Source organism: Gammaproteobacteria bacterium (genome assembly GCA_021648145.1).
Classification (GTDB): Bacteria; Pseudomonadota; Gammaproteobacteria; order JAADGQ01; family JAADGQ01; genus S141-38.
In genome coordinates this window covers 118,437-141,932 of sequence record JAKITI010000005.1, presented here as the reverse complement: position 1 = coordinate 141,932, position 23,496 = coordinate 118,437, and the positions used below count along the sequence as shown (strand labels likewise).

Sequence of the window (23,496 nt, the reverse complement as noted above, 5' to 3'; positions counted from 1 at the left end):
GAAGAGTCATGGCAAACTTTCTGGTGCTTAACGGCCCTAATCTCAATTTACTAGGTGGGCGTGAACCCAAGCATTATGGCCATGATACTTTGGCCAGTATTCATGGGCGCTTGGACGAACAGGCCAAAAAAGCGGGTCACTCACTGGGTTTTTACCAGAGCAATGCAGAGCATGAACTGGTCGATCGCGTGCAACAAGCGCGCGATGATGGCACTGAGTTTATTATTATTAATCCCGCCGCATTTACACATACCAGTATTGCATTGCGTGATGCTTTGAGTGCTGTCGAGATTCCATTTATTGAAATTCACTTGTCAAACGTTCATGCACGCGAAGCCTTTCGCAAACACTCCTATTTTTCTGATATTGCTGTGGGCGTGATTTGTGGCTTAGGTGCCAAAGGTTATGAGCTGGCTCTGCAAGCGGGCATTGACTATTTAAATAAAAAAACAAATTTTAAAATTATCGGGTTAAATAATGGACATACGTAAAGTTAAAAAGTTGATCGAATTGCTGGAGGAGTCTGATCTGGCAGAAATTGAAGTTCACGAAGGCGAAGAGTCGGTTCGTATCAGTCGTCATAGTCAAGTTTCAGCTCCGGTTATTGTGGCACCTGCACTTGCGGCACCTTCGGCTGCTGATCAGAGTACGGCTTCTGTTGATGACAGCCCACCTGGGCATACGATGAACTCACCTATGATAGGTACCTTTTATCGCTCACCGTCACCGGAGGCTAAAGTTTTTGTTGAGGTTGGAGATCAAGTGAAAGAGGGTGATATCGTATGCATTATTGAAGCGATGAAAATTTTGAATCAGATTGAGGTCGATAAATCGGGTGTGATCACTGCGATTCAGGTTGAAGATGGGCAGCCTGTTGAGTATGGGCAGCCGATGTTTATTATCGCTTGATTATTCATATCGATACCTTAAAACAGCAGAATATAGTGAGCAAAAAAATGCTTGATAAAGTTGTAATCGCTAATCGTGGTGAAATTGCGCTCAGGATATTACGTGCCTGTAGTGAACTTGGTATTAGGACTGTTGCGATACATTCTTCAGCAGATCGTGATCTGAAGCATGTTCGTCTGGCTGACGAATCGGTCTGTATTGGGCCACCGGCATCCGCTGAAAGTTATCTGAATGTGCCGGCGATTATCAGTGCAGCAGAAATCACTGATGCCACGGCCATTCACCCAGGGTATGGTTTTCTCTCGGAAAATGCTGATTTTGTTGAGCGTGTTGAACAGAGTGGATTCACTTTTATTGGCCCTCGCGCGGAAACGATTCGCATCATGGGGGATAAAATTTCTGCGATTAAAACCATGAAAGAGGCCGGTGTTCCTTGTGTGCCAGGTTCTGATGGGCCGTTGGGGGATGATGCCAAAGTGAATCTGGAATTGGCTAAAGGCATTGGTTACCCCATTATTATTAAAGCGGCTGGTGGTGGTGGTGGCCGGGGAATGCGCGTGGTTCACAGTGAAGCGGCTTTAAGTAACGCGATCACTGTGACACGTACCGAAGCAATCAACGCTTTTGGAAATGGCACACTCTATATGGAAAAATTTCTCAGCAACCCCCGCCATATAGAGTTTCAAGTGTTGGCGGATAAGCATGGTAATGCGATTCACCTAGGGGAGCGTGACTGCTCAATGCAGCGCCGCCACCAAAAAGTGATTGAAGAGGCTCCTGCAATTGGTATTACTGAAGCGATGCGCGATAAAATTGGTATGCGATGTGCAGAGGCTTGTAAACAAATTGGTTACGTGGGGGCAGGAACTTTTGAGTTCCTTTATGAAAATGGTGAGTTTTATTTCATTGAAATGAATACCCGTTTGCAAGTGGAGCATCCTGTTACAGAGATGGTGACAGGCGTTGACCTGGTTAAAGAGCAGTTACTTATTGCGGCAGGCAATCCACTGGCCTTCAAGCAAGAAAATATCAAACTCAATGGTCATGCCATTGAGTGTCGAATTAATGCGGAAGACCCTAAAAATTTCATGCCATCACCAGGGATGATTACACAGTATCACGCCCCAGGTGGGCCAGGAATTCGTGTTGATTCTCATATCTATAATGGTTATACCGTGCCACCACACTATGACTCAATGATTGGTAAATTAATTGCTCATGGTGATTCACGTGAAACAGCTTTGGCACGTATGCGTACGGCGTTGAAAGAAATTTCAATCGAAGGTATTAAAACAAATGTTCCATTGCATCAGGATATTATGAATGATGCTGCTTTTCAGACTGGTGGAACAAGTATTCACTATTTAGAAAAAAAATTAGGGCTGCAATAGCTCAAACCTTGTTGCTGACCGATGAAAATTCGGTCAATGCACTCTTTCTACACTCTTAAGATTCTTATGTTTCAGTTGAAATTTGAAGTAAAGCAATCGGCTGTTGAGCCACTCTCTGAACAGCTTTCAGACATCGGTGCGCTGGCTGTCACACTGCAAGACAGCGGTGATGAACCACTTTATGAGCCGCCACTGGGTGAAACAGCGTTGTGGAAAGGGAACTATGTGATCGCTCTGTTTGAAACTCAAAGTGATGTTGATGTTGCTTTAAAGCAATTATATGAAACCCGTGGTGAAGAAAAACTGCCTGATTTTGCGATTGAAGAGTTAGAATACAAAGTTTGGGAGCGTGCCTGGATGGATGATTTTCATCCTATACGTTTTGGCTCTCGTCTCTGGATTATACCGAGCTGGACAGTGGCTCCTGACCCTGAAGCAGTGAATATTTTACTCGATCCTGGCCTTGCTTTTGGAACGGGCACGCACCCGACGACAGCGCTTTGCCTCTCGTTTCTGGATCAAACTGACTTGGCTGACCAGCAAGTAGTGGATTATGGCTGTGGCTCTGGAATTCTTGCAATTGCCGCCGCCAAACTGGGTGCAGTGCAGGTTGTGGCGATTGACCACGACTCACAGGCACTTGAAGCTACCTTGGATAATGCACAAAAAAATAGTGTTCAAACGCGTATCGTTGTCAAACTACCAGAAGAGGCTGAAGTCGAGCCTGTCGATATCATGGTTGCAAATATTCTAGCCCAACCGTTGATTGAACTGGCCTCTGAACTAGCTTCAAGAGTCAAAATAGGCGGGCAAATTGCTCTGTCAGGAATATTAAGCGAACAGGCTGATGCCGTTGCTAAGGCTTACTCAGCTTGGTTTGATATCAAACCACCTGTTCAAAAAGAGGGTTGGGTGCTGCTGTTTGGGCAGCGTGTGGTTGAGTAATTATCCGAGCTAAACACTTCCCTGTTCAAATTGTAGTGTGTAAAGTTTTGAATAAGCGCCTTTTTTATTCAACAATGTTTGATGAGTGCCGGTCTCAATAATTTTTCCTTGTTTCATCACAACAATTTTATCAGCTTGTTCAATCGTAGATAACCTGTGGGCAATGATCAAAGTTGTACGCCCTTGTTTGGCCGCTTCCAGTGCGGCTTGTACGTGGCGTTCTGATTCATTATCCAGTGCTGAGGTTGCTTCATCAAGAATGAGAATGGGCGCATTCTTTAACAGGGCACGAGCAATAGCGATACGTTGGCGTTGACCGCCCGACAGGCGTACTCCATTCTCACCGACAAGAGTCTTAATACCTTCCGGTAGTTTTTCAATGAATTCCATGGTATGTGCTGCTTTTGCTGCCGCAAGAATCTCTTTTTTACTACTGCCAGATGAAGAACCATAGGCGATATTCGCTTCAATAGTATCGTTAAACAAAATGACATCTTGAGTGACGATTGAGATATTTGATCGTAAACAATCCAGTTGGAGTGATTCAATAGGAGTATCGTCTAATAAAATCTGGCCGTCAGTTGGTAGGTATAGTCGTGGAATTAAATTAGCCAGAGACGATTTTCCACTGCCTGATTGCCCAACAAGTGCGACGGTTTCACCCGCTTGTATCAATAAATTAATGTTGTTAAGTGCGGACTCTTCACTGGCTTTGTATTTCAAGTGAATATTTTTAAATTCAATTTTCCCTGTCACATTTTTAATTTTTTTGGTGCCATTGTCTGGCTCAGGAAATTCATCAATAAATGCAAAAATACTGTTTGCAGCCGCAAGCCCACGTTGCAAGTGTTCGTTAATACTCGTTAGGCGCTTGATCGGTGAGAAGAGCATCGCCATGGCGGCTAAAAACGACAAAAAGCTTCCTGCTGTCACCTCCTGATTGGCTGATGCAATATAGATGATGACAGCCAATGCAAGAATGCCAACAAATTGAACGACAGGAACACTGAGCGCAGATGCTCCTTTGATCTTCATTTCATAACGCCGCAACCAGTTGGCTGTTGCTTTAAATCGTTTATTTTCATAGTTATGTCCGCCAAAGACTTTAACTACACGTTGGGCTTTGATTGTCTCTTCCAGAATGTGGGTTAAATTACCCATGGAGTTTTGTAATAAATGGCTCAGCTTTCTCATTCGCTTGCTGACGACTTTAATAACAATAGCAATAACAGGAATGATGAGGAAAAAAATCAAGGTCAACTGCCAATCAAAGTAGAGCATCACGCCCAATAGCCCAATAATGGCTAATGAATCACGAACCAGCACAACTAAAACCAGAGTGGCTGCTGAGCTGACTTGATTGACATCATAAGTGAATTTGGAAATCAGACTTCCTGAATTGGTATTGGCATAATAGTCGGAAGGTAAAACAAGGAGCTTGGCAAACATCTCTTTCCGTAAGTCTAACACTACTTTATTGGCCACCCAGGCTAGTGCAATCGTGCTTAAATAAGTTGAAATTCCACGTATCATAAAAAGTGCAATAAATGCCAATGGCACCCATACTATATAATCAGGGTCACGCTCCACAAAGCTACCATCAATCAGTGGTTTCATCATGGCAGCAATTGCTGGGTCACTTAAACCCGTGATTGCAGTTGCGATAAGAGCAACGATGAAAATACGCCAATAGACGCGTACATAGCTCATCAGGCGTAGATAAAGTGCTTTGCTGTTCATGCAGTTGATATATTCTGAATATTTAACTGAAACAACTGTTTTATCCTGTTCCCCTGGGCGGGTCAAGAGGTATGGGGAATAATTTGAAGGGAGTTTTTGAAATAGGGGTGAGGTCACCCCTATCGGAAAATCAGGTCAGCTTACTTAACTGAGCAGGATTTTTCTTCTTTGATAATGCCAGATTCAACCGCGTTGATCGCTTTCTGGTCATGCTCATTAGCAGGACAACCACAGCTATAATCGCTTTCTGTTGCATGCAATCTTGCTTGTTCAATATGCCATTGTGCTACTTTGAGGTGTTGATCTACGTTCATTTGCTATAACCTTACTTTATATTTTAGATTTGTTTAATACTTGAGTAATAAGCTCAAGTTTTTTACTTTAACATAAAATCAAATAAAAATTTGAATTAATGAGATATATTTATGGCTAAACGTCGGATCAGTGAGCAGCAAAAGCGACGTATTCATCACAGGCAGCAGCAGCGACGAGAGAAGTCTGATCAGATATTGGGAAATATATCTGAGCATGGATTGGGATCTGAGCAATCTGGGCAGGTGATTACCAATTTTGGTCAAAGCCTGATTGTTGAAGATGCGGATAAAAAAGTATTTCGTTGCTTTGCCAGGCAGAATGTTGGGGCGATTGTTTGTGGTGACTGGGTCATATGGCAACAAGATAAAAAAAATGAAAATGTAGGGGTAATTGTTGCAATTGAAGAGCGAAAGACGCTTTTGCAAAAGCCTGGGTTTGGCGGCAAGCTGAAACCGATGGCCGCTAATATTGATCAGATCGTGATCGTTTCTTCTATTTTGCCAGAACCTAATCCCTACTTAATTGACCGCTACTTGGTCGCTGCTGAAAACTTGCCAGCGAGGCCGATTGTTTTGCTTAATAAAATTGATTTATTGAATTCACAAAGCCAGATCTTGATTGATAATATTGAAGCTGAATATAGTAATATTGGCTATCAAGTGATCAAAACGAGTCAAACTCTGGGCTTTGGTTTTGATTCGTTGTTAGATGTGCTTAAGAATAAAATCAGTATCTTTGTCGGGCTTTCTGGTGTCGGAAAATCATCTTTAATTAAGCATCTTCTACCTGAGCAAGACATGAGGATTGGAGAAGTGTCTGAGGCCACTGGAGAAGGAAAGCATACGACAACCAATTCAATGCTTTATCATTTGCCGAGCGGAGGGGAATTGATTGATTCCCCTGGCGTTCGGGATTTTGGTTTGTGGAATATATCAGCAGGTGATGTGTTGCATGGCTTTAAAGAGTTACGGCCCCATATAGGAATGTGCCGGTTTTCTAACTGTGCTCATCAAAGTGAACCCAAGTGTGCCATCCATATGGCTCTGAGTGAAAATAAAATCAGCCAAAAACGTTTCAACCATTATCAAAAAATGATAGCAGAATATGTTGAATAATCCCTAAATTATAGAAAATAGTACTTCCGGCAAGGTGTAAACTTTTTTTGTAGCATCCACGGGAGAGGCGAAAGATAAATAGCAGGATGTGAGGCACAGGTCTTTATCATATGGAGCCATTTTTTTGCCATACAGTCTATCGCCGACGATTGGAAAACCTGCTTCTGATAAGTGCTGTCTGATCTGGTGCTTTCTGCCGGTCTCTATTGATACCTTAATGGTTGACTGGTCTGTTTCAATATCATATTTAAGGGATGTAGTATGGCTTATTGCAGGTTTGTTATTAACCTCTGAATCCAATATTTTCTGGTCAGGAAATTGGCCATGTACGATGGCTTGGTAGTGCTTTTCAACTTGGCGATTTTGAAATAATTTGGAAAAGTAGGCGGCTACTTTTTTCTGGTGTGCAATAATGATCAGGCCTGTGGCAGCACGGTCAAGTCTATGAACAATAAAAGCGGGGCGCTGGGGGCTCAGATTTTTTTCCACCCAGCGGTTTATGGTGCAATGATCTCCCCATTTTGAACCTTGGCAGAGCATTCCGTAGGGTTTAAACCAGATACTGTATAGATCTTCGTCTGCAATTAAAATGGCATCGTCAGGCTGCTTTTCTAGAACCTCCGTATCATAATAAAGATGTAACCTGTCGTTTAGTTTTAACTGTTTATCTGCTCGTCTGATACGCTGTGTACGCTGGCTTCTGGTCAACCACACCGCGCCTTTTGTCATAGTTTTCTTGATGGTCTGTTTTGTTAACTCTGTTGACTCCCACAGAATATCAACAGCAGTTTTGTCTGAACTATCGATATCTATATGTTTTTCTAGCTTCATAATTAAAGGAAGGTTACCTTAGTCGAGTGCTTTTTATTATAATACTTCAAAGCCCCTTCATTACTCTTTTTATTACTGATGATATGACACTAGATTTAAATACTTTCCAAATCCGCGTATTAGGTTGTTTGATTGAAAAACAGCTGACGACACCTGACTATTATCCGCTGACTTTAAGTGCCTTAACCAATGCATGCAATCAGAAGTCGAACCGTGAGCCGGTGATGGCGCTCTCTGAATCTGATGTTCTGGATGCCACTCAAGGCCTGATTGAACTGAATCTGGCGCGTGACCAGCAAATGGCTGGAGCCAGAGTATTAAAGTATGCACATAAACTCAGTGACACGCTGACTCAGCAATATGATTTTTCTCAAAATGAGTTAGGTGTATTGTCGGTACTATTTGTTCGTGGCCCACAAACTGTGGGTGAAATTCGTACTCGTACGAGTCGAATGTGTCATTTTGCATCACTGGCAGATGCCGAATCCACTCTAAAAGCTTTAATCGAAAAAGAGAGTGGGCCTTTTGTTTCACCGATGGCGCGAGAGCCGGGACGAAGGGAGATTCGTTACCAGCACTTATTTGCTGAGCCAGCCGATGAAATCTCTTCATCACTACCAGGTTTAAGTCAACCAGTCCTCAGCCAACGCTCCAGTGAATTAGATGATTTACGCGATGAAGTATCGGCTTTGCGAGTGGATGTGGAGTCTTTAAAAAATATTGTTGACCAATTATTGGAAAAAATTAATGCGAACTAAAAAATTCCATGAAAAGACAACGCATTAATCAATGGAGTAAAAATTTTAGCCAAAGTGATGTTCAACTCATTCAATCGGCTTTAGTTTTTTCTGGTAATAAAAAACGATCAAACAGTAATGATCAGAATCAAATTGCCGAAATTTTAGATCATCTCAATGTCGATAGTGAAACCATTGTTGCGGCCATATTACTGACAAGCTTAGAGCTTGGGGTATTTGACCAATCTACGATGGCTGAGGTTTATTCTGCTTCAATTTGTGATCTGGCAATTCAATCACAAACGTTGATCAATCTGGAACAGCGCTGGGTTGATACACTTCAAGGCAATTTGGGAGAAAGCGACAGTAGCAGCCACCACATGATGCTGTTAAATATGATGAAAGATATCCGTGTGGTATTTATTATTCTGGCGTACCAAGTGCTAAGAATGCATCGTTTAACACAGCTCACAAAACCTGAACAGCATCGAATTGCAAAAGAGACGGAACAAGTTTTTGCTCCCTTGGCAAATCGTTTAGGTATTGGGCAGCTCAAGTGGGAGCTGGAGGATCTAGCCTTTCGCTATTTGCATCCTGTCGAATATAAAAAAATTGCGAAAGAGTTAGAAGAGTGCCGAGTTGATCGTGAGCAATACATGCAGAGCATTGTTGATGAGCTGCAAACTAAACTCAGTGATGCGGGTTTGGCGGTGGAAGTTCAGGGTCGAGCCAAGCACATTTTCAGCATATGGAAAAAAATGCAGAAAAAGGATTTAAAGTTTTCTGATTTATACGATGTGCGAGCTGTTCGGATCATGGTTGAAGATCTCTCTTCTTGTTATTCGGCATTAAGTGTTGTGCATGATTTGTGGCAATTTATTCCCAGTGAATATGATGATTATGTCGCAGCGCCGAAAGCGAATAATTATCAAAGTCTGCATACTGCGGTTCTTGGCCCTGAAGGTAAAACAGTAGAAATTCAAATTCGTACGTACGAAATGCATGCGTATGCTGAATTGGGTGTGGCCGCACATTGGCGCTATAAAGAAGGAGGGAAAAGGGACAAAGAGCTGGAGGAGCAACTTGAATCATTACGTGATGCGCTCAATCAAACCGAAGCCATTGATGTCTCGCTTCAAAAGCCCTCACGAATTTATGTACTGTCACCTAAAGGCCATGTTGTGGAGTTGCCCTTCAATGCAACGCCGCTGGATTTTGCCTACCATATTCATTCAGAGGTTGGAAACAGATGCCGTGGTGCTAAAGTGAACGGGAAGATGGTTCCTCTTACTTTCTCGTTATTGAATGGTCAAACGGTTGAAATTATTACTGCCAAAGATGCGCAACCCAGCCGTGATTGGTTAGCTCAGCATTTTGGTTATTTGAAATCCTCTCGAGCTCGGTCAAAGGTCAAGTCCTGGTTTAAGCGTGAATTTAGAGAAGAGCATATTCATACAGGTAAAACCTCAATCACTAAGCAAATGGGTGTATTGCCGAGTCATTCGGTTTTAAACTCCCTGAGTAAAACCTTTAACTTGCATCAAGTTGATGATCTCTATGCTGCTATTGGACGTGGTGATCTGGGAGTTAATCAGGTATTAAATTCACTTAAAACACCCAAAGATAAAGAAAAAGAACAGCAACTTCTTTTAAAGAGGCATGAAAGAAGTTCGAACCAGTTAAAAAGTAACCTTGTTGTTGAAGGTGTTGATGGCTTAATGACAACTTTAGCTCGATGTTGCAAACCATTTCCTGAGGATCCAGTCGTAGGCTTTATTACAAAGGGTCGGGGAGTCACTATTCATCGTGAAGATTGTTCAAATGTAGCGGCATTGAGGGAGCGGAACCCTCAGCGATTTGTTGATGTCATCTGGGGTGGAAAACAGACTCAAAGTTATGAAATTGATATCGAAGTGATTGCATTGGATCGAACGGGTTTGCTGCGTGATGTGATGGCAGTTTTATCCAAATACTCAATTAATGTGAATGCGGTAAATACCTTTACAGATAAAAGCTTGCAGCAGGCGAGAATGCGCTTGACTTTGAATATTGGTGATCCAGCACAACTGGCTTCAGTATTGGAAAAATTAATTCATTTACGCGGGATTTTTGAGGCTAGACGAATCAAGTGAAGGAGTGAGCACAGTGACAGAAAAGAGTCTATTTGGGTAACTCTACAAATTCAGAGCACTGCCCATGGTCAGATACTCTTTTACCACGTAACAATGATGCTTGATTGATGCTTCGCAATGCGGCCAAAGCCTCTTTTTGATTCACAACATCTTTCATCGCTTTTTTGAAAAAAGATCGGAGCGAACCTTTTAGGTGGACATTAACTTCTGAAATGGGGATCTCTTTCAGAACGCAGAAGATTGCAAGCGCATAGGTGACTTCAGTTTCAGCCAGAAAACCACTACGATCCATCGCAGGGGAACGGCACCGTCCACAACCTCCTCCTTTATAGGGGTGGGCGGTATTGGCCATGATTAAGCCAAACCCCATATAAACCGTGACAATTTCCATTATGTGTGGCCACTGCTCTTCATCACAGGGGGGCGGCTCTTGAGCCTGACAGCCTAGGTGATGAGCCAGGGCGTGAGCATAGTTGGCGATCATTGCCGGCGGATTAGCAACTTGCTGGGGCTCATAAAGTAGTGGCAGTTTTAACTCGTTAGAATTTTCAAGTGCTTGCTGGATATTGGGTTCTGTAGCTGGGTCAGTATTGTAGTGGTGCTGATTGATCAGGCGTGTCGGCCAGTGGGGTACACCCGCATAACCTTTGACACGATCCAGAATGAGTGTTGCCATACCCTCAACGCTACTTTCTCGCCCGGGAAAATGTTGGTCAGAAGGTGTGACCAATATAGACTCATTATAAAAAGTATCCGTGCCGAAGTTTTTCAGTGACCAGGCAAATGTGTTAAAGAGCAAATCAATAATCTCTTCTTCAAGAAGCGGCTGTTTTTTAAATAAAGAAAGCACCATATTTGCAACTCTGACCGGTTCATAGGGAGCTGCCAGTATAACGAGAGCTTGCTCATGCGGAAAGCTGCTTTTTACTTGAATCAGGGGAGCTTGATCGTTGTTGTGAATAATCTTTGTTGCATGGTGAGCGTAATGCGCACACTGATAACGTTATTTTTTGATGGATCTTTTGTATATTGGTTGACTGAATTGCTCATACCCTGACCAAATAAAAATTGCATTTCATCAATCCCGTTGACGAGTGGTTGGGGGGTTCCACCATTGCCATTACACATGAGCGTGCTGTTTTTTAAAAAGTATTGATTGACGACAGGTTGTTCAGAACTTTTGACGCGATTATTATTACAATCGCGTGTCGCATGGTAGGAAATTTCAAGGCGTTCATCCCCTTTTTCTGTGTTTAAAGTGGCTGTGTTGGCTAAACGAATATCATTGCTGAGCAGCATGATCGCAAGGCGGCTGTTTTCTAATAGGCGAGCGATATTTTCGTGATAGAGATAGCTCTGTTTGGTTGATATGAATATTTGCCACAAACCAATAGAGATGAGGGCGGCGAGTGATGTAGCCACCATAAGCTCAACGAGCGTGAGCCCTTTTTGATTCTTGGAGTACAATTACAAGTTAAATTCGAGTTGATAGCTGTGGTGGTTTTGTGGATCAGTCTGGTTGAGCCAATTGACCTCAATAGTAAAATTATTGAGTCCGTTTTCTTGTATGGCTCCAACGCCATCAGGCAGCAATAATGCAATGTTTTGTTGCCATTCATAAATGTCGTATTGGGCGATCTCTTTTGGTAAACAGGCTCTGGAAAAGCAGTTTGGCTTGTTTGAAACACTGTTTGTATTTTTATAGTTGAACGTCGGATTAGATTTTATGCGTTCGGCCATATCATGAGCTTGAAGAGTTGCCTGAGTGAACAGGTAAGCATGGTGGCTGGTTTGAATGCTTTTTATCTGGAGCCCCGCGAGTGCTAACAGCCCCGTTGAAAGTACAAAAAGGGCAATAAGTACTTCGATCAAAGAAAATGCGAACTGTCCTTGTTTCTCTATTTTAATCTGGCTCACTGTTTCTCTTCCTTGAGACCGCAACGTCGTTGATATATTAACGTATGGGTTTACGGGATGCTAATACAAAACCTTCTTTTTTACCAGATAGGTCTTTTCTTGAGTCTTTGTTGGTAGATTCTTCTGTCGCACGAGCTCTGATAGTGAAACCAGTTCAATTCCCTGACTTTTGAGGTTGGGTAACTCTTGCCTTAACATATTGATGGTTTCGGGGAAGGGGTGGCCTATTGCAATGGCATAGCCTTTTTTCTTGGCGAGTTTGAGCAATTTTCTATATTGCTGTCGAATTTTATTTGGATTGACCCAGGCATCTAGGAAAACATCACGCTGCAAGCTTGGAACTTGAGTCTCATTGGCCATTTTATAGGCGACGGACTGGTGGGCTGTTCGGCTGTCGATAAAAAATAAATCCCCCTGTTGACGAACTGCATTCATCACCCATTGCATATGACCCGGGTGGCGGGTGAGCAGGCTACCCATGTGGTTGTTGATGCCGATGGCGTGGGGAATGGCTTGTAGATTGTCACGAATAGTCTGAGTAACCTCTGTCTCTGTCATGTTAAGAGTCAAGCCACCGCTGCCCAGATTATTATCATCAATGGATGCCATGGGTTGGTGCAATAAAACTTCTTTTCCTTGCTGGAATGCTTTTGTGGCGAGTTTTTTCGCATGTGGGGTATTGGGTAAAAATGCATAAGCAATGGAGCCTGGCAGATCAATCGCGCGTGAATCTCGCTCTAATGAGTAACCCAGGTCGTCAATGATGATGGCAATTTGAGGTTGTGCAGAGAGCAATGCTGGAAAAAACAGTAACGTCATGCAAAGCAGCCGAGCCTTGCATATGATTAACGGTCTTTGTCGTTTCAAAGACATCCCTTAGGTATCCTTTTGTAAAATGTAGAGCCCTTTCAGAAGGTTTAATGCTTCATATAATGGATAGTCATTGATTGAATGAGCTGAGTCTTCAAGCTTGCTATCAGATTTATTTGTACTTTTTTGTTCCAGATGGCCTTTTAAATCTGCTTCAAAAACGGTTTGGTTTTCTGATAAATCATTTTGGGTGAGTGCCAGATGATCCAGTAATATATCAGGCTCAATGCCTTCGGCTTGAATGGAACGGCCTGAGGGTGTGTAGTAACGTGCTGTGGTTAGCTTTAATGCTGCGCCGTTACTAATGGGTTGAATCGTTTGTACTGATCCCTTACCAAAGGTTTGGCTTCCCATAATCACCGCACGTTGATGGTCTTGAAGAGCGCCTGCAACAATTTCAGAGGCTGAGGCAGAGCCGCTATTGACTAATACCACGATAGGACGGCCTTTAAGAATATCTGTCGGGGTGGCATTGAAGCGCATATCTGAATCAGCAACACGCCCTTCAGTGTATACAATTAAGCCTTTGTCAATGAAGGCATCCGAAACCGCCACGGCTGCACCGAGTACTCCGCCGGGATTGTCACGCAGGTCAAGTATTAAACCTTTGAGCTCACCCTCTGATTTTTTACGGAGTTGACTGATATGGCGCAGCAGACGTTCAGCGGTGCGGCTTTGGAATTGCGTTATTCTGATATAACCAAACTGATCTTCAAGCAGTCGGCTTTTAACACTTTTAACTTCAATAATGGCGCGTGTTATTTCAACATCAAAGGGGCGTTCCTCACTGTCACGTACGATGGTGAGGGTGATGGTGCTACCGGGTTTGCCTCTCAGAAGTTTGATGGCTTCATTTAGTGAGAGGTTTTTAGTGGATTTATCATTAATACGTATAATTAAGTCACCGCTACTGATTCCTGCACGTTTGGCGGGTGTATCATCAATTGGAGAGATGACTTTAAGAAAATTATTTTCTGTACTGATTTCAATGCCGAGCCCACCAAATTCACCCGAGGTGCCTGCTTGTAGCGCTTTGTATTCGTCTTTATCAAGGTAGGTTGAGTGTGGGTCAAGGTTTGCTAACATGCCACGAATGGCATCTTCCAGTAGTTTGCTGTCTTTTACTGGTTCAACATAATCGCTTTTGATTCTGTGCAACACCTGACTGAAAGTCTGGAGTTCATTGAGAGGTAGTTTTGCTGTGCTAATGGGGGTTTCTGGTGCTGATGTTGGTTGAGCCCAGCTAGACGCTGAATTTAAGCTGAAACTGAGCATCAATAGCAGAAGGTGATATTTGTTGGGCTTCATAATTGATCTGGTTTTTTTTGGCTAGTCGTCAGGGATTCAAGGTGTTCGTGGTCATCAATTTTGCCATCTTTTTCCAGCTGCAGGATTTCAGCGTTGTGCAACTCCTGATTGATATCAGCTTTTGTGTTTTGAATAAAGCGGCGTATCTTATTGACCCATCGGTTTATGTTACGCACCAGTGAAGGGAACTCATCTGGGCCGACGATGAGTAGTGCGATAATACCAATTAATGCGATTTCCCAAAAACCGATATCAAACATGATTCTCTACTTTTTTCTCGCCGCTTTTTCTGCAAGACCTGATGTTCCAAAGCGGTGTTCCAGTTCGTTTAATATATCATCGGATGTCAGGTTCATATGACTTAACATCACCATAGAATGAAACCATAGATCGGCCGTTTCATAAATTACCTGCTGTTTGTCACCATTTTTTGCAGCGATGACAGTTTCAGTGGCTTCTTCACCCACTTTTTTCAAAATGGTGTCTAACCCTTTGGCATGTAAACTGGCGACATAAGATGATTCAGGAGCCGCATTACGACGCTCTTCGAGTATTTGGGTAAGATGGTTGAGAGTATCGGCCATGATAATAAAGTATTGTGAATAACAGTTTGGCAGACTACGGTATTCTGTAAAACAGCGCAAGCTGCTAATGATTTTCTGCCAGTGTTATATACTTTTGATGTAGCTGTTGCACTGTGATTTGTAGTTCAACAAGGCTTTTATCATTGACGATAATGTCATCCGCAGCACAAAGACGAGACGGCCGATCTATTTGTGCTGCAATAATGGTTTCAATTTCTTTCCTTGATAAATGGCCGCGAGCCTGAACCCTTTCACTCTGTATATTGATTGGTACGTCAATGACTAAAACTCGGTCAACTTGATCCGTTTTTCTGGACTCCAGTAATAGTGGAACATCAAGAATGCAGTAGGAGGCTTTTAATAATGAAATTTGATGCAGCATGGATTCCCATATCAGTGGATGCAAAATAGATTCCAACACCTTTTTTTTTGAGGTGCTCTGGAATATGATTTTCCGCATCTTATTGCGATCAAGTTCTCCAGCTTGATTCAACAAATCCTTCCCGAAGGCATTAATAATCTGTTTTAGTGCGGGCTGCTCAGGTTTGACGAGTGCGCTTGCAATCTGATCAGCATCAATAACAGGGGTACCCATTTTTTTGAACATCGCTGATACGGTACTTTTTCCGCTACCGATTCCACCCGTTAAACCCACGACTAACATTGCTTAAGCAAGCCCGACCCAGCGCATGTAAATATTAGTAATATCACTGCCCCAGATCAGGCAAATCCAACCTGCTGTCGCGAGATAAGGGCCAAACGGAATGGGCTTGCTTTTGTCATGATTTCTAAAAGCAATTAATGAAATTCCAACAATCGCTCCAACTAATGATGATAATAGAATGATCACAGGTAAAGCTTGCCAGCCCATCCACGCCCCTAGTAAAGCTAGCAGCTTGAAATCACCATACCCCATGCCTTCTTTGCCGGTGAGCAGTTTGAAAACCCAGTATATTGACCATAAAATCATGTAGCCCAGAATCGCACCGATAATTGCATCGGCAGGGTGAGTGAATATACCGAATAAAGCCAGCAATAATCCTGCCCATAAAAAAGGAAGGGTTATGTTGTCAGGTAAAAGGTAGTGATCAAAATCAATCATGGTAAGGCAGATCAGTGCCCAGGTAAGCAATAACGCTGCGCCTGTTTGCCAGGTAAAACCAAAATGCCATGCAACAGTGACAGATAACAGTGCCGTGATGCCTTCAATAATGGGGTACCGACAAGAGATATGGGTGTCACATTTTGAGCATTTAGCCCGTAACAACAGGTAGCTGATAATAGGGATATTTTCCCATGCTTTGATTATGTGACCACACGAAGGGCAAGTGGATCGAGGGACGGCAAGGTTGAAGGGCTCGGCATTTTTTTTTGGCGTATCAGTTTGAATGTCTTCATTTTCAATCAGGGCATCACACTGCGCGTGCCACTCTCGTTCCAGCATAACGGGCAAACGATAGATGACCACATTGAGAAAGCTGCCCACCACTAAGCCGAGTAACCCCGCGACAGTAATGAAAAGTAACGGGGATTCTTGTAAATAAATGATTAAATGCATTGTTCTCTAAGTATTACACTACTTCGCCCATTTTGAAAATAGGCAGGTACATGGCAACCACAAGGCCACCGATGATGACGCCGAGGAAGGCCATAATGATCGGCTCCAGTAAGCTGCTTAATCCATCAACGGCATCATCAACCTCTTCCTCATAAAAACTGGCCACTTTGCTTAACATGGAGTCAAGTGCTCCTGACTCTTCACCAATGGCGACCATCTGCACGACCATGTTGGGGAATATGCCGCTTTGGCGCATGGATTGATTCAGTGTTGTTCCTGTGGAGACTTCATCTCGCATGCGCAGTATTGAGTTTGTGTAGATAATATTTCCTGCGGTACCTGCAACGGTACCCATTGCTTCAACCAGTGGCACGCCTGCTGCAAACATGGTTGAGAGTGTACGTGCGTAGCGCGCTATGATTGCCTTGGTAATAATGTTGCCGATGATTGGAGCCTTAAGTATCATCTGATCCATAGTTCGTGCCACATTGTGAGAGCGCTTTTTAGCTTGAACCAATGCAATAATGACAAGTGCAATGGAGCCAAATATGGCCCACCACCACTCCTGTAGTCCACGGGATAATTCTACGACAAATTTTGTCATAGCGGGAAGTTCTCCTCCAAAATTAGTGAACATGGCTTCAAACTGTGGAACAACAAAAAGCAGTAATATTGCTGTGACAACAAACGCAACAATCATAATAGCAATGGGGTAAAACATCGCTTTTTTGATTTTCCCTTTAATGGCTTCTACTTTTTCTTTGTAGAGTGCAATTTTATTCAGTAAAGTTTCTAGTATACCGGCTTGTTCGCCCGCATGAACAAGGTTGCAATACAAGTTATCAAAATACTTAGGGTGCTTTCGCAGAGCATCGGCGAGTGAATTTCCACCTTCAACATCGGCTTTTACTGCCATGATCAGATCTTGCATGCTCGGATTTTCGTGGCCACGGCCAATAATTTCAAATGATTGAATTAAAGGCACACCCGAACTCATCATGGTGGCCATTTGCCGACTAAAAATAGAGATGTCTTTAGGGGTTATTTTTTTCTTTGATGCGCCGAACAGGGGCTTGGCCTTTTTCTTGACCTTGAGCGGCATAATTCCCTGGCGTCGTAATGTGGCTTTAACCAGTGCGATACTGGTGCTCTCCATCTCACCTTTTATGCGGGCTTTTTTCTTGTCAAGCCCTTCCCAGATAAAAGTACTTTTTTTGATTCCTTTCTTTTCCATGATTAACTCGTGCTCATTCTGTAAACCCTGAGCCACTTTTATCGGCTTGCAGCGCTCTAATTTTAAATTAGACAGATTCAAACAATCTGCTTATAGCGTGTAATGTCTGTGAAATGCTCTATTCTACCGCCCTTGTAAAGCCCAGAGTGAATGGGCTTGCTGTTGTATTCAAGCCAGCGTGCTTCGCTGTTGTGATCAGGTTTGAGTAAACATTCCAAGTGTTTGATATGGTTTCTGCGTGTAATTGAGTTTTTGATCTCTAAAAGGCAGTCAGTGTGTTCGAAGGAGTCCTTTATTTTCTCTGTATAAAATTGCTCTGCAGGTAGACCGATAGTTTGGCTTAGGTGTATATCAAAATATTCTTCAAGTGTCTGGTTGAACCAGGTGACCTTATATTTGCTATCCAGAATGATGATTGCAATAGATGAAATATTTAATGCATCATTAATAAGTGAGCGATAACGTTCTTCGCTTTGCATAAGAATTTCACGCTCCCACTCCAGCTCCTTGACTTTTTTGGTCAGCTTTCTGGAGAGTCGTTCGGCGTAAAGGTTTTCAATCCGTTGTTCATCGCTTTCAGTGGGTGGTGAATTCAGTCGCTCTGTATCTGCAAGCTCAAGTGTCTCCTTGATAATACCAAGCAAGATCCACATCTCTATTGGTTTTACGATGAGGCGTGTCGCACCAAGCGCCAATGCCAAACGTTCATCAAGGCTTTCGACAAATGTTGCCGAATAAAAAATGAAGGGGGTATGCTGTAGTTTTGGGTTGCCTTTAATATGACGGCAGAGCTCAAACCCATCCATTTGTGGCATCAAAATATCAGAAATAATTAATGAGGGAGGTGATTTTTCGGCTAAGGCTAATGCGTCCTGGCCATTACTTGAGCTCTCCACGGTATAGCCTTGTGCTGTGAGTGCGGTTTCCAGGAGTAGTCTTGAGTTTTCATCATCTTCGGCAATTAAAATTTTCATGTTCTATTTCCGTATACATCCTTGGGTTGGTGCGACCAGACTTAATCAGAGCCTCCCTAATGAGGCCACGGCTTTTTGTGGGTTAATTTTTTTGGAATTTTTAGGGAGAAAGTACTCCCGTTTTTAAATTCACTTTCTACAGCAACACTACCTTCCAATATTTCTACCGTAATTTTTTTACATAAATATAATCCTAAACCTGTGCCAGGTGTTTTGATGCGTAGGTGTGTATCAATACGTTCGAAGGGCTGGAACAGGCGAGTGAGCGCTTCGTCATCTATGCCAATGCCGCTGTCTTTCACGATAATTTCAACGTGACCATCCAGGTCATTTGCTTTGATTTCAATTTTTCCATATTCAGTGTATTTAATCGCATTGCTAAGGTAGTTGAGTAAGCATTGCAGCAGACGCTTTTTATCGGTATACATTTGAATGCCTGATGGGATGATTGAGTCGAGAGCTAATCCCTTTTTTTCACGGTGTGGCTGAGTGGTTTGAAGCGCTTCGTTGATGAGTTCATCCAATATAAATGATTCGGGGTAAACATCGGTATGGCCCGCTTCTATTTTTGAAATATCAATGATGTCAGTAATAAGCGACAACAGGTGTTTGGCAGAGCTATAAACTCGAGTCAGCTGATCTCTTTGTTGTTTGCTGATGTCACCTGACATGCCATCAAGAATAATGCCAGTAAAACCAACAATGGAATTAAGTGGTGTGCGCAACTCGTGAGACATGGAGGCTATGAACATGGATTTTAATTGATCGAGCTCAGTCAGGCGTTCGTTCGCTTTCTCAAGTTCACTGGTGCGCATAATCACAATATGATCCAGATTATCGTAAGCTTTTTTGAGTGCCGCTTCAGCTTGTTTGTGTTTACTGATATCGCTGAGAGATACAATCCTTATTTTTTCTTTGGTTTCAGTTTCAATGGTTCGTGCTCGTACAGCGACTGGAATCGGTTTTCCATCACTTTTAATCACAGTTGTTTCATAGGTTCCCGGTTCGCCCGTTGCCATTAATTCGGTGATATTTTGACGGCGATCTGGGCTAACGAATTCCAGCAAGTTATGGTTAAGTAATTCCTCTGCTTTATAGCCAAAAATTTCAGTTGTGGCTGGATTGATGTCCAGAATTTTTCCCTTGTCGTGTAAAAACAGCCCTTCAAATGAGGCATCAAAAAAATTATTTAAGCGCTCTTCACTGCTTTTCAGGGCTTCTTCAGCTTCTCTGCGACGTTCAAGCTCACCGTGTAGTTCTAACGTTTTTTTGTGAACCATTTTTCTCAAGCTAAAGTTCCATAATAGAACAATAGCCATGCATACAATTGCTATGGCCGTAATAAGAGCAATTATGAGCCAAAATGAGCGCTTTTCAACGAAGGCTTGCTTATCAAGTGATATCCATTTTGTAATAATTTTTTCTTTTTTCGTGTCACTAATGCTATCCAGAGTTTTTTGTAAAATAGAGTTCAGTATCGGCCAGTCTTTGCGTGAAGCAATTGCAAGACTCCAGCTAAACGTTGATTGGCCAGCAATTTGCAGGTTGCTTAATCCAATCTTTTGAATGTAATAGGATGCAGGCGCGGTATTGACAACGATGGCATCGGCTAAACCAAACGAGACCATTTTTAGCCCAGCTTTGATGTTTGGTGTAGTGATAAGTTTAATATCAGGGTGATTCGTTTTAAGGTATTCGTGAGAAGCGTAGCCATCAATACTGACGACATAAAGGTTTGTAAGGTCATCCAGTGTGAGGTGGTTGCTTTCGCCCTGGCGATTTATTATTGCTGCGGGAAAGCTTAAATAGGGTGAGGTAAACAGCATGTACTGCTCACGCTTTTCAGTTCGAGCTGCCTCTCCCCATAGATCAATCTCTTTCTGCTTTGTTTTTACAAGCACATGCGCCCAGCTTTCAAGTTGTTCAACTTTGAATTGTAATCCTGTTTTTTTCTCAATAATCTTGAAAAAATCAGCCGTAATACCTTGGTGTTGGCCTTGTTTATCAAAAAATTCAATGGGAGGAAAGTTGGGCGCAGGAGCGATACGCAGGATTGGGTGCTCTAAAATCCAAGCGCGTTCTTCTGCTGTTAGAAATGTTGCGTTTTCCGCATTGTCGTCAGATCTTCCTGAGGATGCATATAAAGTAATAGAGAGCAGGAACAAAAAAAGCGGCGGCCATTGAAGTGCCCTAGCTGGCTTCATAGATATTTTCCCTCTGTTTACTCTTGGAACCTATGAGTAAAAAATTAATACCTGATCATCATCTTACAGCCTTTATTGTTAAGAGCAAATCAATTAAATTTAGATCTAAACCCTTTGTAACAGCCAAGACTTTTTTCTTTTTTTCTTTTCTATATAAAATAGAGCGTTTAAAATACTTGACGTTATACCTGATGTATAGGTAGGATGTCAGTCAGGGGTTGTTTTAATTTTTGCTAAACAACTAATAAATAATAAAAAACGCCGTAGTTTGGGAGGGTTTGATAATGAAGAAAATACGTATATTTACAGTTGCAGCGGCTGTGGCTCCAATGTTGAGTGGAGTTGTTTACGCAGAAGCGCCTGCGCCAGTGCCATTTGATGGCTGGTATGTTGAAGATGGACAAATTGTTGACATATTAGGCGGTGTGGATTTGATTCGTGATGATGGTTTTCTGCAATCGCAGTTTTCTGTTGATGGTCAATCTTATATCCGTCAAGTTATTGTTGACGCTAATGATCCTCGAGAATTTGGTTCGCCGATTAATGGTACGCCGGGCTCGCTTGGCTTCTCTGATGAGTCTATTATTAAAGTTGACTATTCTCAGAATATCTCATCGCCACAGCAAACTGATGGTGTGATGTTGAAATCACAAATTCGTGATTACTTTACTTCAGCAGATGGCGGTGGCCCTGTGATAGGTCGACCTTATGGTACAGGTAGTGCCACTGATGCGGCGTATCGGTTTGATTTGATTGCAGTCATCAATACAGGCTGGGCAACAGCAGATAATGGTGTTGAAGTTGATATAGGCAATACTTACTATATCGGTAGTGGTTCTACAGGTGCGGGTAACGATCTGACAATCACAGGCCAATCATTTAATTTTGGTTTCTGGCTGAATACTGAATTCGATATTAACAATGAGCAAACGGGTGGCGCACTCTTGATGACTCAAGGGGTTGCTTTGGATAAAAATGGTCTGGAGACAGGCATTGGTGATAGTACATCGTTTGTATTTGAAGAGCTTGCGGGTGCAAGCACTACGGATGCGGGTGGTGCGACAGGTGTTACTGGGCTATTTTCCGATATTCTGGGCTATACACCACAAGTTACCTGGGAAGGTGGTGATCGTGTTCAGGCCTTTGGTATCGGGCAAAGCATGCAGCTTGGTTTAGGTGGCGCGGGTGATTTTGGTCATGTGCAAGTCACTAACTATGGTACGGACGGTGTTGTAAAAGAGGTTGGTTTTGCAAGTACTGGTGGTGGCCAACGCCAAGCAGATATTCGTAAACAGGGTGGCCTGGATTCATGGGCAACAAACGTAGATTTTGTTGCGGCTTTTCCACGTCCGATTGAGCTATTTTCGAATGATGATGATGGCATTGTAGAGCGTGGTGAGAATGATCTGAATGGATGGACTCCAAACATTCCGCCTGTTGGTACTGCCGGTTTGTCTGGTTTGTTACAGCCTCATCCACATGGTTACTCTGAAGATCGTCCTGAACCTGGTGATATTAATGACCCAGCTGTAGGTGGGAACGGCATTACTGGTATTCCAGGGTTTTCAGCACCAGGTGCAGCCGATCCTGATCAGGAAGCTGTTGTAGAGGCTGACAATACCACGGGTGGTACACAAGATGTCTCAGCAGGGGATACCATTGTTGATACAGGAGTAGGTGCAGATGGAACGGGTGCTACATCAACGGTACCCGCAGATGAGTCTATGGCTCCTCCAGCAGGCCCTGCATCTGGACCAGTGGTTCCATAATGGAAAAAGTCATATAGAAATAAGTATATGATGTTGTACTAAAAAGAGGAAGGGATCAATCCCTTCCTCTTTTTTTTGGAAGATTTTTGATAAGTACAGATGTTTGTACGTAAATAAATGATATCTATTAAGGTCTGTAGAGCTGAATTCAGGAGAGGTTGCTAAACTTTCTTTTCAATTAAAGCATATGCCGAATGGTTGTGAATGGATTCAAAATTCTCTGATTCAACGGTATAAGACAAAATGCGTGAATCTTGATTTAGGTGTGCGGCGACATCACGTACCATATCTTCAACAAATTTTGGATTGTCATAAGCTTTTTCGGTGACATATTTTTCATCAGGTCGCTTGAGTAGAGCAAAAATTTCACAGGACGCTTCCTTTTCAATTAAATCAATCAGGTCTTCAATCCATACAAAGCTTTTTGTGCGTACCTTTACTGTGACGTGTGAGCGCTGGTTATGCGCGCCATACTCTGATATTTTTTTCGAGCAAGGGCATAAACTGGTGACAGGAACGACCACTTTAATATCAACAAAACTTTCACCATCAGTGATTTCGCCGTAAAGAGTCACATCATAATCCAGCATACTTTTTACTTGGCTAATAGGCGCGACTTTACTAATAAAATATGGAAAATTCATCTCAATATGGCCTGAGCCTGCTTCAAGGCGTACCGCCATCTCTTGCAGCATATCATTGAATGATGCGATAGATATCTCATGCTCTTGCGTATTTAATATCTCCACAAAGCGGGACATGTGCGTGCCCTTGAAGTTGTGGGGGAGGTCAACATACATATTGAAGTTTGCAATCGTATGCTGCTCTCCATCACTACGATCTTTGATTCGAATAGGGTGTCGAATATCTTTAATGCCTACTTTATTGATAGCAATTTGACGGCTGTCTGGGCTATTTTGTACGTCAGCAATGGAAGGTCTGGGTCTGTTTGTTGTAGGCATT

24 protein-coding genes are annotated in these 23,496 nt (G+C 42.7%); 8 read left to right on the top strand and 16 right to left on the bottom strand.

All coding sequences use genetic code 11. From position 1 onward, the window contains the following. Window positions 1-8: 8 nt before the first annotated feature. From aroQ to prmA, 4 genes are all read left to right on the top strand, one after another. Window positions 9-491 (top strand): type II 3-dehydroquinate dehydratase, encoded by a 483-nt coding sequence (aroQ, locus tag L3J70_04870; protein MCF6235695.1) that lies wholly within the window; start codon window positions 9-11, stop codon window positions 489-491. Next, window positions 478-909 carry an acetyl-CoA carboxylase biotin carboxyl carrier protein gene (gene accB / locus L3J70_04865; protein ID MCF6235694.1) on the top strand — a complete coding sequence of 144 codons (432 nt, stop codon included), beginning with the start codon at window positions 478-480 and terminating at the stop codon, window positions 907-909. Before aroQ ends, accB begins: the two co-directional genes overlap by 14 nt. A gap of 47 nt (window positions 910-956) precedes the next feature. Further along, complete coding sequence (accC, locus tag L3J70_04860; GenBank protein ID MCF6235693.1) at window positions 957-2,300, top strand: acetyl-CoA carboxylase biotin carboxylase subunit; 1,344 nt, start codon at window positions 957-959, stop codon at window positions 2,298-2,300. Window positions 2,301-2,366: 66 nt separating this feature from the next. After that, window positions 2,367-3,245: a 50S ribosomal protein L11 methyltransferase gene (gene prmA / locus L3J70_04855; protein ID MCF6235692.1), complete on the top strand. Its 879-nt coding sequence runs from the start codon at window positions 2,367-2,369 to the stop codon at window positions 3,243-3,245. Window positions 3,246-3,254: 9 nt separating this feature from the next. Here the strand turns inward: prmA and msbA are convergent, their stop codons facing one another. Next, a complete protein-coding gene (msbA, locus tag L3J70_04850) occupies window positions 3,255-4,985 on the bottom strand; it encodes a lipid A export permease/ATP-binding protein MsbA (GenBank protein ID MCF6235691.1) in 1,731 nt (576 codons plus the stop codon). Window positions 4,986-5,125: 140 nt separating this feature from the next. After that, on the bottom strand, window positions 5,126-5,299 hold the full coding sequence (locus tag L3J70_04845) for a hypothetical protein (GenBank protein MCF6235690.1): 174 nt from the start codon (window positions 5,297-5,299) through the stop codon (window positions 5,126-5,128). Between the two features lie 111 nt (window positions 5,300-5,410). On the opposite strand from L3J70_04845, the gene rsgA reads away from it, so the two are divergent. After that, window positions 5,411-6,415 (top strand): small ribosomal subunit biogenesis GTPase RsgA, encoded by a 1,005-nt coding sequence (gene rsgA / locus L3J70_04840; protein MCF6235689.1) that lies wholly within the window; start codon window positions 5,411-5,413, stop codon window positions 6,413-6,415. A gap of 3 nt (window positions 6,416-6,418) precedes the next feature. On the opposite strand, the gene L3J70_04835 is transcribed toward rsgA, so the two are convergent. After that, the gene (locus L3J70_04835; protein MCF6235688.1) at window positions 6,419-7,246 is read right to left on the bottom strand and encodes an RNA pseudouridine synthase; all 828 of its coding nucleotides are present in this window, start codon (window positions 7,244-7,246) and stop codon (window positions 6,419-6,421) included. A 26-nt stretch (window positions 7,247-7,272) separates the two neighbouring features. Here L3J70_04835 and L3J70_04830 point away from each other — a divergent pair, with 26 nt between their 5' ends. Both L3J70_04830 and L3J70_04825 read left to right on the top strand, forming a co-directional pair. Further along, a complete protein-coding gene (locus tag L3J70_04830) occupies window positions 7,273-8,004 on the top strand; it encodes a YceH family protein (GenBank protein ID MCF6235687.1) in 732 nt (243 codons plus the stop codon). 8 nt (window positions 8,005-8,012) lie between these two features. Further along, a complete protein-coding gene (locus tag L3J70_04825) occupies window positions 8,013-10,115 on the top strand; it encodes a bifunctional (p)ppGpp synthetase/guanosine-3',5'-bis(diphosphate) 3'-pyrophosphohydrolase (GenBank protein MCF6235686.1) in 2,103 nt (700 codons plus the stop codon). A gap of 28 nt (window positions 10,116-10,143) precedes the next feature. Here the strand turns inward: L3J70_04825 and L3J70_04820 are convergent, their stop codons facing one another. The 12 genes from L3J70_04820 to L3J70_04765 form a co-directional block, all read right to left on the bottom strand. Beyond that, the gene (locus tag L3J70_04820) at window positions 10,144-10,968 is read right to left on the bottom strand and encodes a hypothetical protein (GenBank protein ID MCF6235685.1); all 825 of its coding nucleotides are present in this window, start codon (window positions 10,966-10,968) and stop codon (window positions 10,144-10,146) included. 80 nt (window positions 10,969-11,048) lie between these two features. Next, a complete protein-coding gene (locus L3J70_04815; protein ID MCF6235684.1) occupies window positions 11,049-11,540 on the bottom strand; it encodes a PilW family protein in 492 nt (163 codons plus the stop codon). A 42-nt stretch (window positions 11,541-11,582) separates the two neighbouring features. Next, window positions 11,583-12,032: a type IV pilus modification protein PilV gene (pilV, locus tag L3J70_04810; protein MCF6235683.1), complete on the bottom strand. Its 450-nt coding sequence runs from the start codon at window positions 12,030-12,032 to the stop codon at window positions 11,583-11,585. Between the two features lie 60 nt (window positions 12,033-12,092). Further along, entirely contained in the window at window positions 12,093-12,905 is an 813-nt protein-coding gene (locus tag L3J70_04805; GenBank protein MCF6235682.1) for a divergent polysaccharide deacetylase family protein, read from the bottom strand. Between the two features lie 3 nt (window positions 12,906-12,908). Then, window positions 12,909-14,210, bottom strand: coding sequence for a S41 family peptidase (locus L3J70_04800; protein ID MCF6235681.1), 1,302 nt, complete (start codon window positions 14,208-14,210; stop codon window positions 12,909-12,911). Further along, complete coding sequence (tatB, locus tag L3J70_04795) at window positions 14,207-14,470, bottom strand: Sec-independent protein translocase protein TatB (protein MCF6235680.1); 264 nt, start codon at window positions 14,468-14,470, stop codon at window positions 14,207-14,209. Before tatB ends, L3J70_04800 begins: the two co-directional genes overlap by 4 nt. A 6-nt stretch (window positions 14,471-14,476) precedes the next feature. After that, on the bottom strand, window positions 14,477-14,794 hold the full coding sequence (locus tag L3J70_04790; GenBank protein MCF6235679.1) for a phosphoribosyl-ATP diphosphatase: 318 nt from the start codon (window positions 14,792-14,794) through the stop codon (window positions 14,477-14,479). A 64-nt stretch (window positions 14,795-14,858) separates the two neighbouring features. Continuing rightward, window positions 14,859-15,458: a dephospho-CoA kinase gene (gene coaE / locus L3J70_04785; protein ID MCF6235678.1), complete on the bottom strand. Its 600-nt coding sequence runs from the start codon at window positions 15,456-15,458 to the stop codon at window positions 14,859-14,861. Window positions 15,459-15,461: 3 nt separating this feature from the next. Continuing rightward, entirely contained in the window at window positions 15,462-16,352 is an 891-nt protein-coding gene (locus tag L3J70_04780) for an A24 family peptidase (protein ID MCF6235677.1), read from the bottom strand. Window positions 16,353-16,365: 13 nt separating this feature from the next. Beyond that, on the bottom strand, window positions 16,366-17,586 hold the full coding sequence (locus L3J70_04775; protein ID MCF6235676.1) for a type II secretion system F family protein: 1,221 nt from the start codon (window positions 17,584-17,586) through the stop codon (window positions 16,366-16,368). 77 nt (window positions 17,587-17,663) lie between these two features. Further along, complete coding sequence (locus tag L3J70_04770) at window positions 17,664-18,560, bottom strand: response regulator (protein ID MCF6235675.1); 897 nt, start codon at window positions 18,558-18,560, stop codon at window positions 17,664-17,666. 56 nt (window positions 18,561-18,616) lie between these two features. After that, window positions 18,617-20,764, bottom strand: a complete 2,148-nt coding sequence (locus tag L3J70_04765; protein MCF6235674.1) for a transporter substrate-binding domain-containing protein — start codon at window positions 20,762-20,764, stop codon at window positions 18,617-18,619. A gap of 284 nt (window positions 20,765-21,048) precedes the next feature. Here L3J70_04765 and L3J70_04760 point away from each other — a divergent pair, with 284 nt between their 5' ends. Next, window positions 21,049-22,533 (top strand): hypothetical protein, encoded by a 1,485-nt coding sequence (locus tag L3J70_04760; protein MCF6235673.1) that lies wholly within the window; start codon window positions 21,049-21,051, stop codon window positions 22,531-22,533. Between the two features lie 161 nt (window positions 22,534-22,694). On the opposite strand, the gene folE2 is transcribed toward L3J70_04760, so the two are convergent. Beyond that, window positions 22,695-23,495 (bottom strand): GTP cyclohydrolase FolE2, encoded by an 801-nt coding sequence (folE2, locus tag L3J70_04755; protein MCF6235672.1) that lies wholly within the window; start codon window positions 23,493-23,495, stop codon window positions 22,695-22,697. Window position 23,496 lies beyond the last annotated feature (1 nt).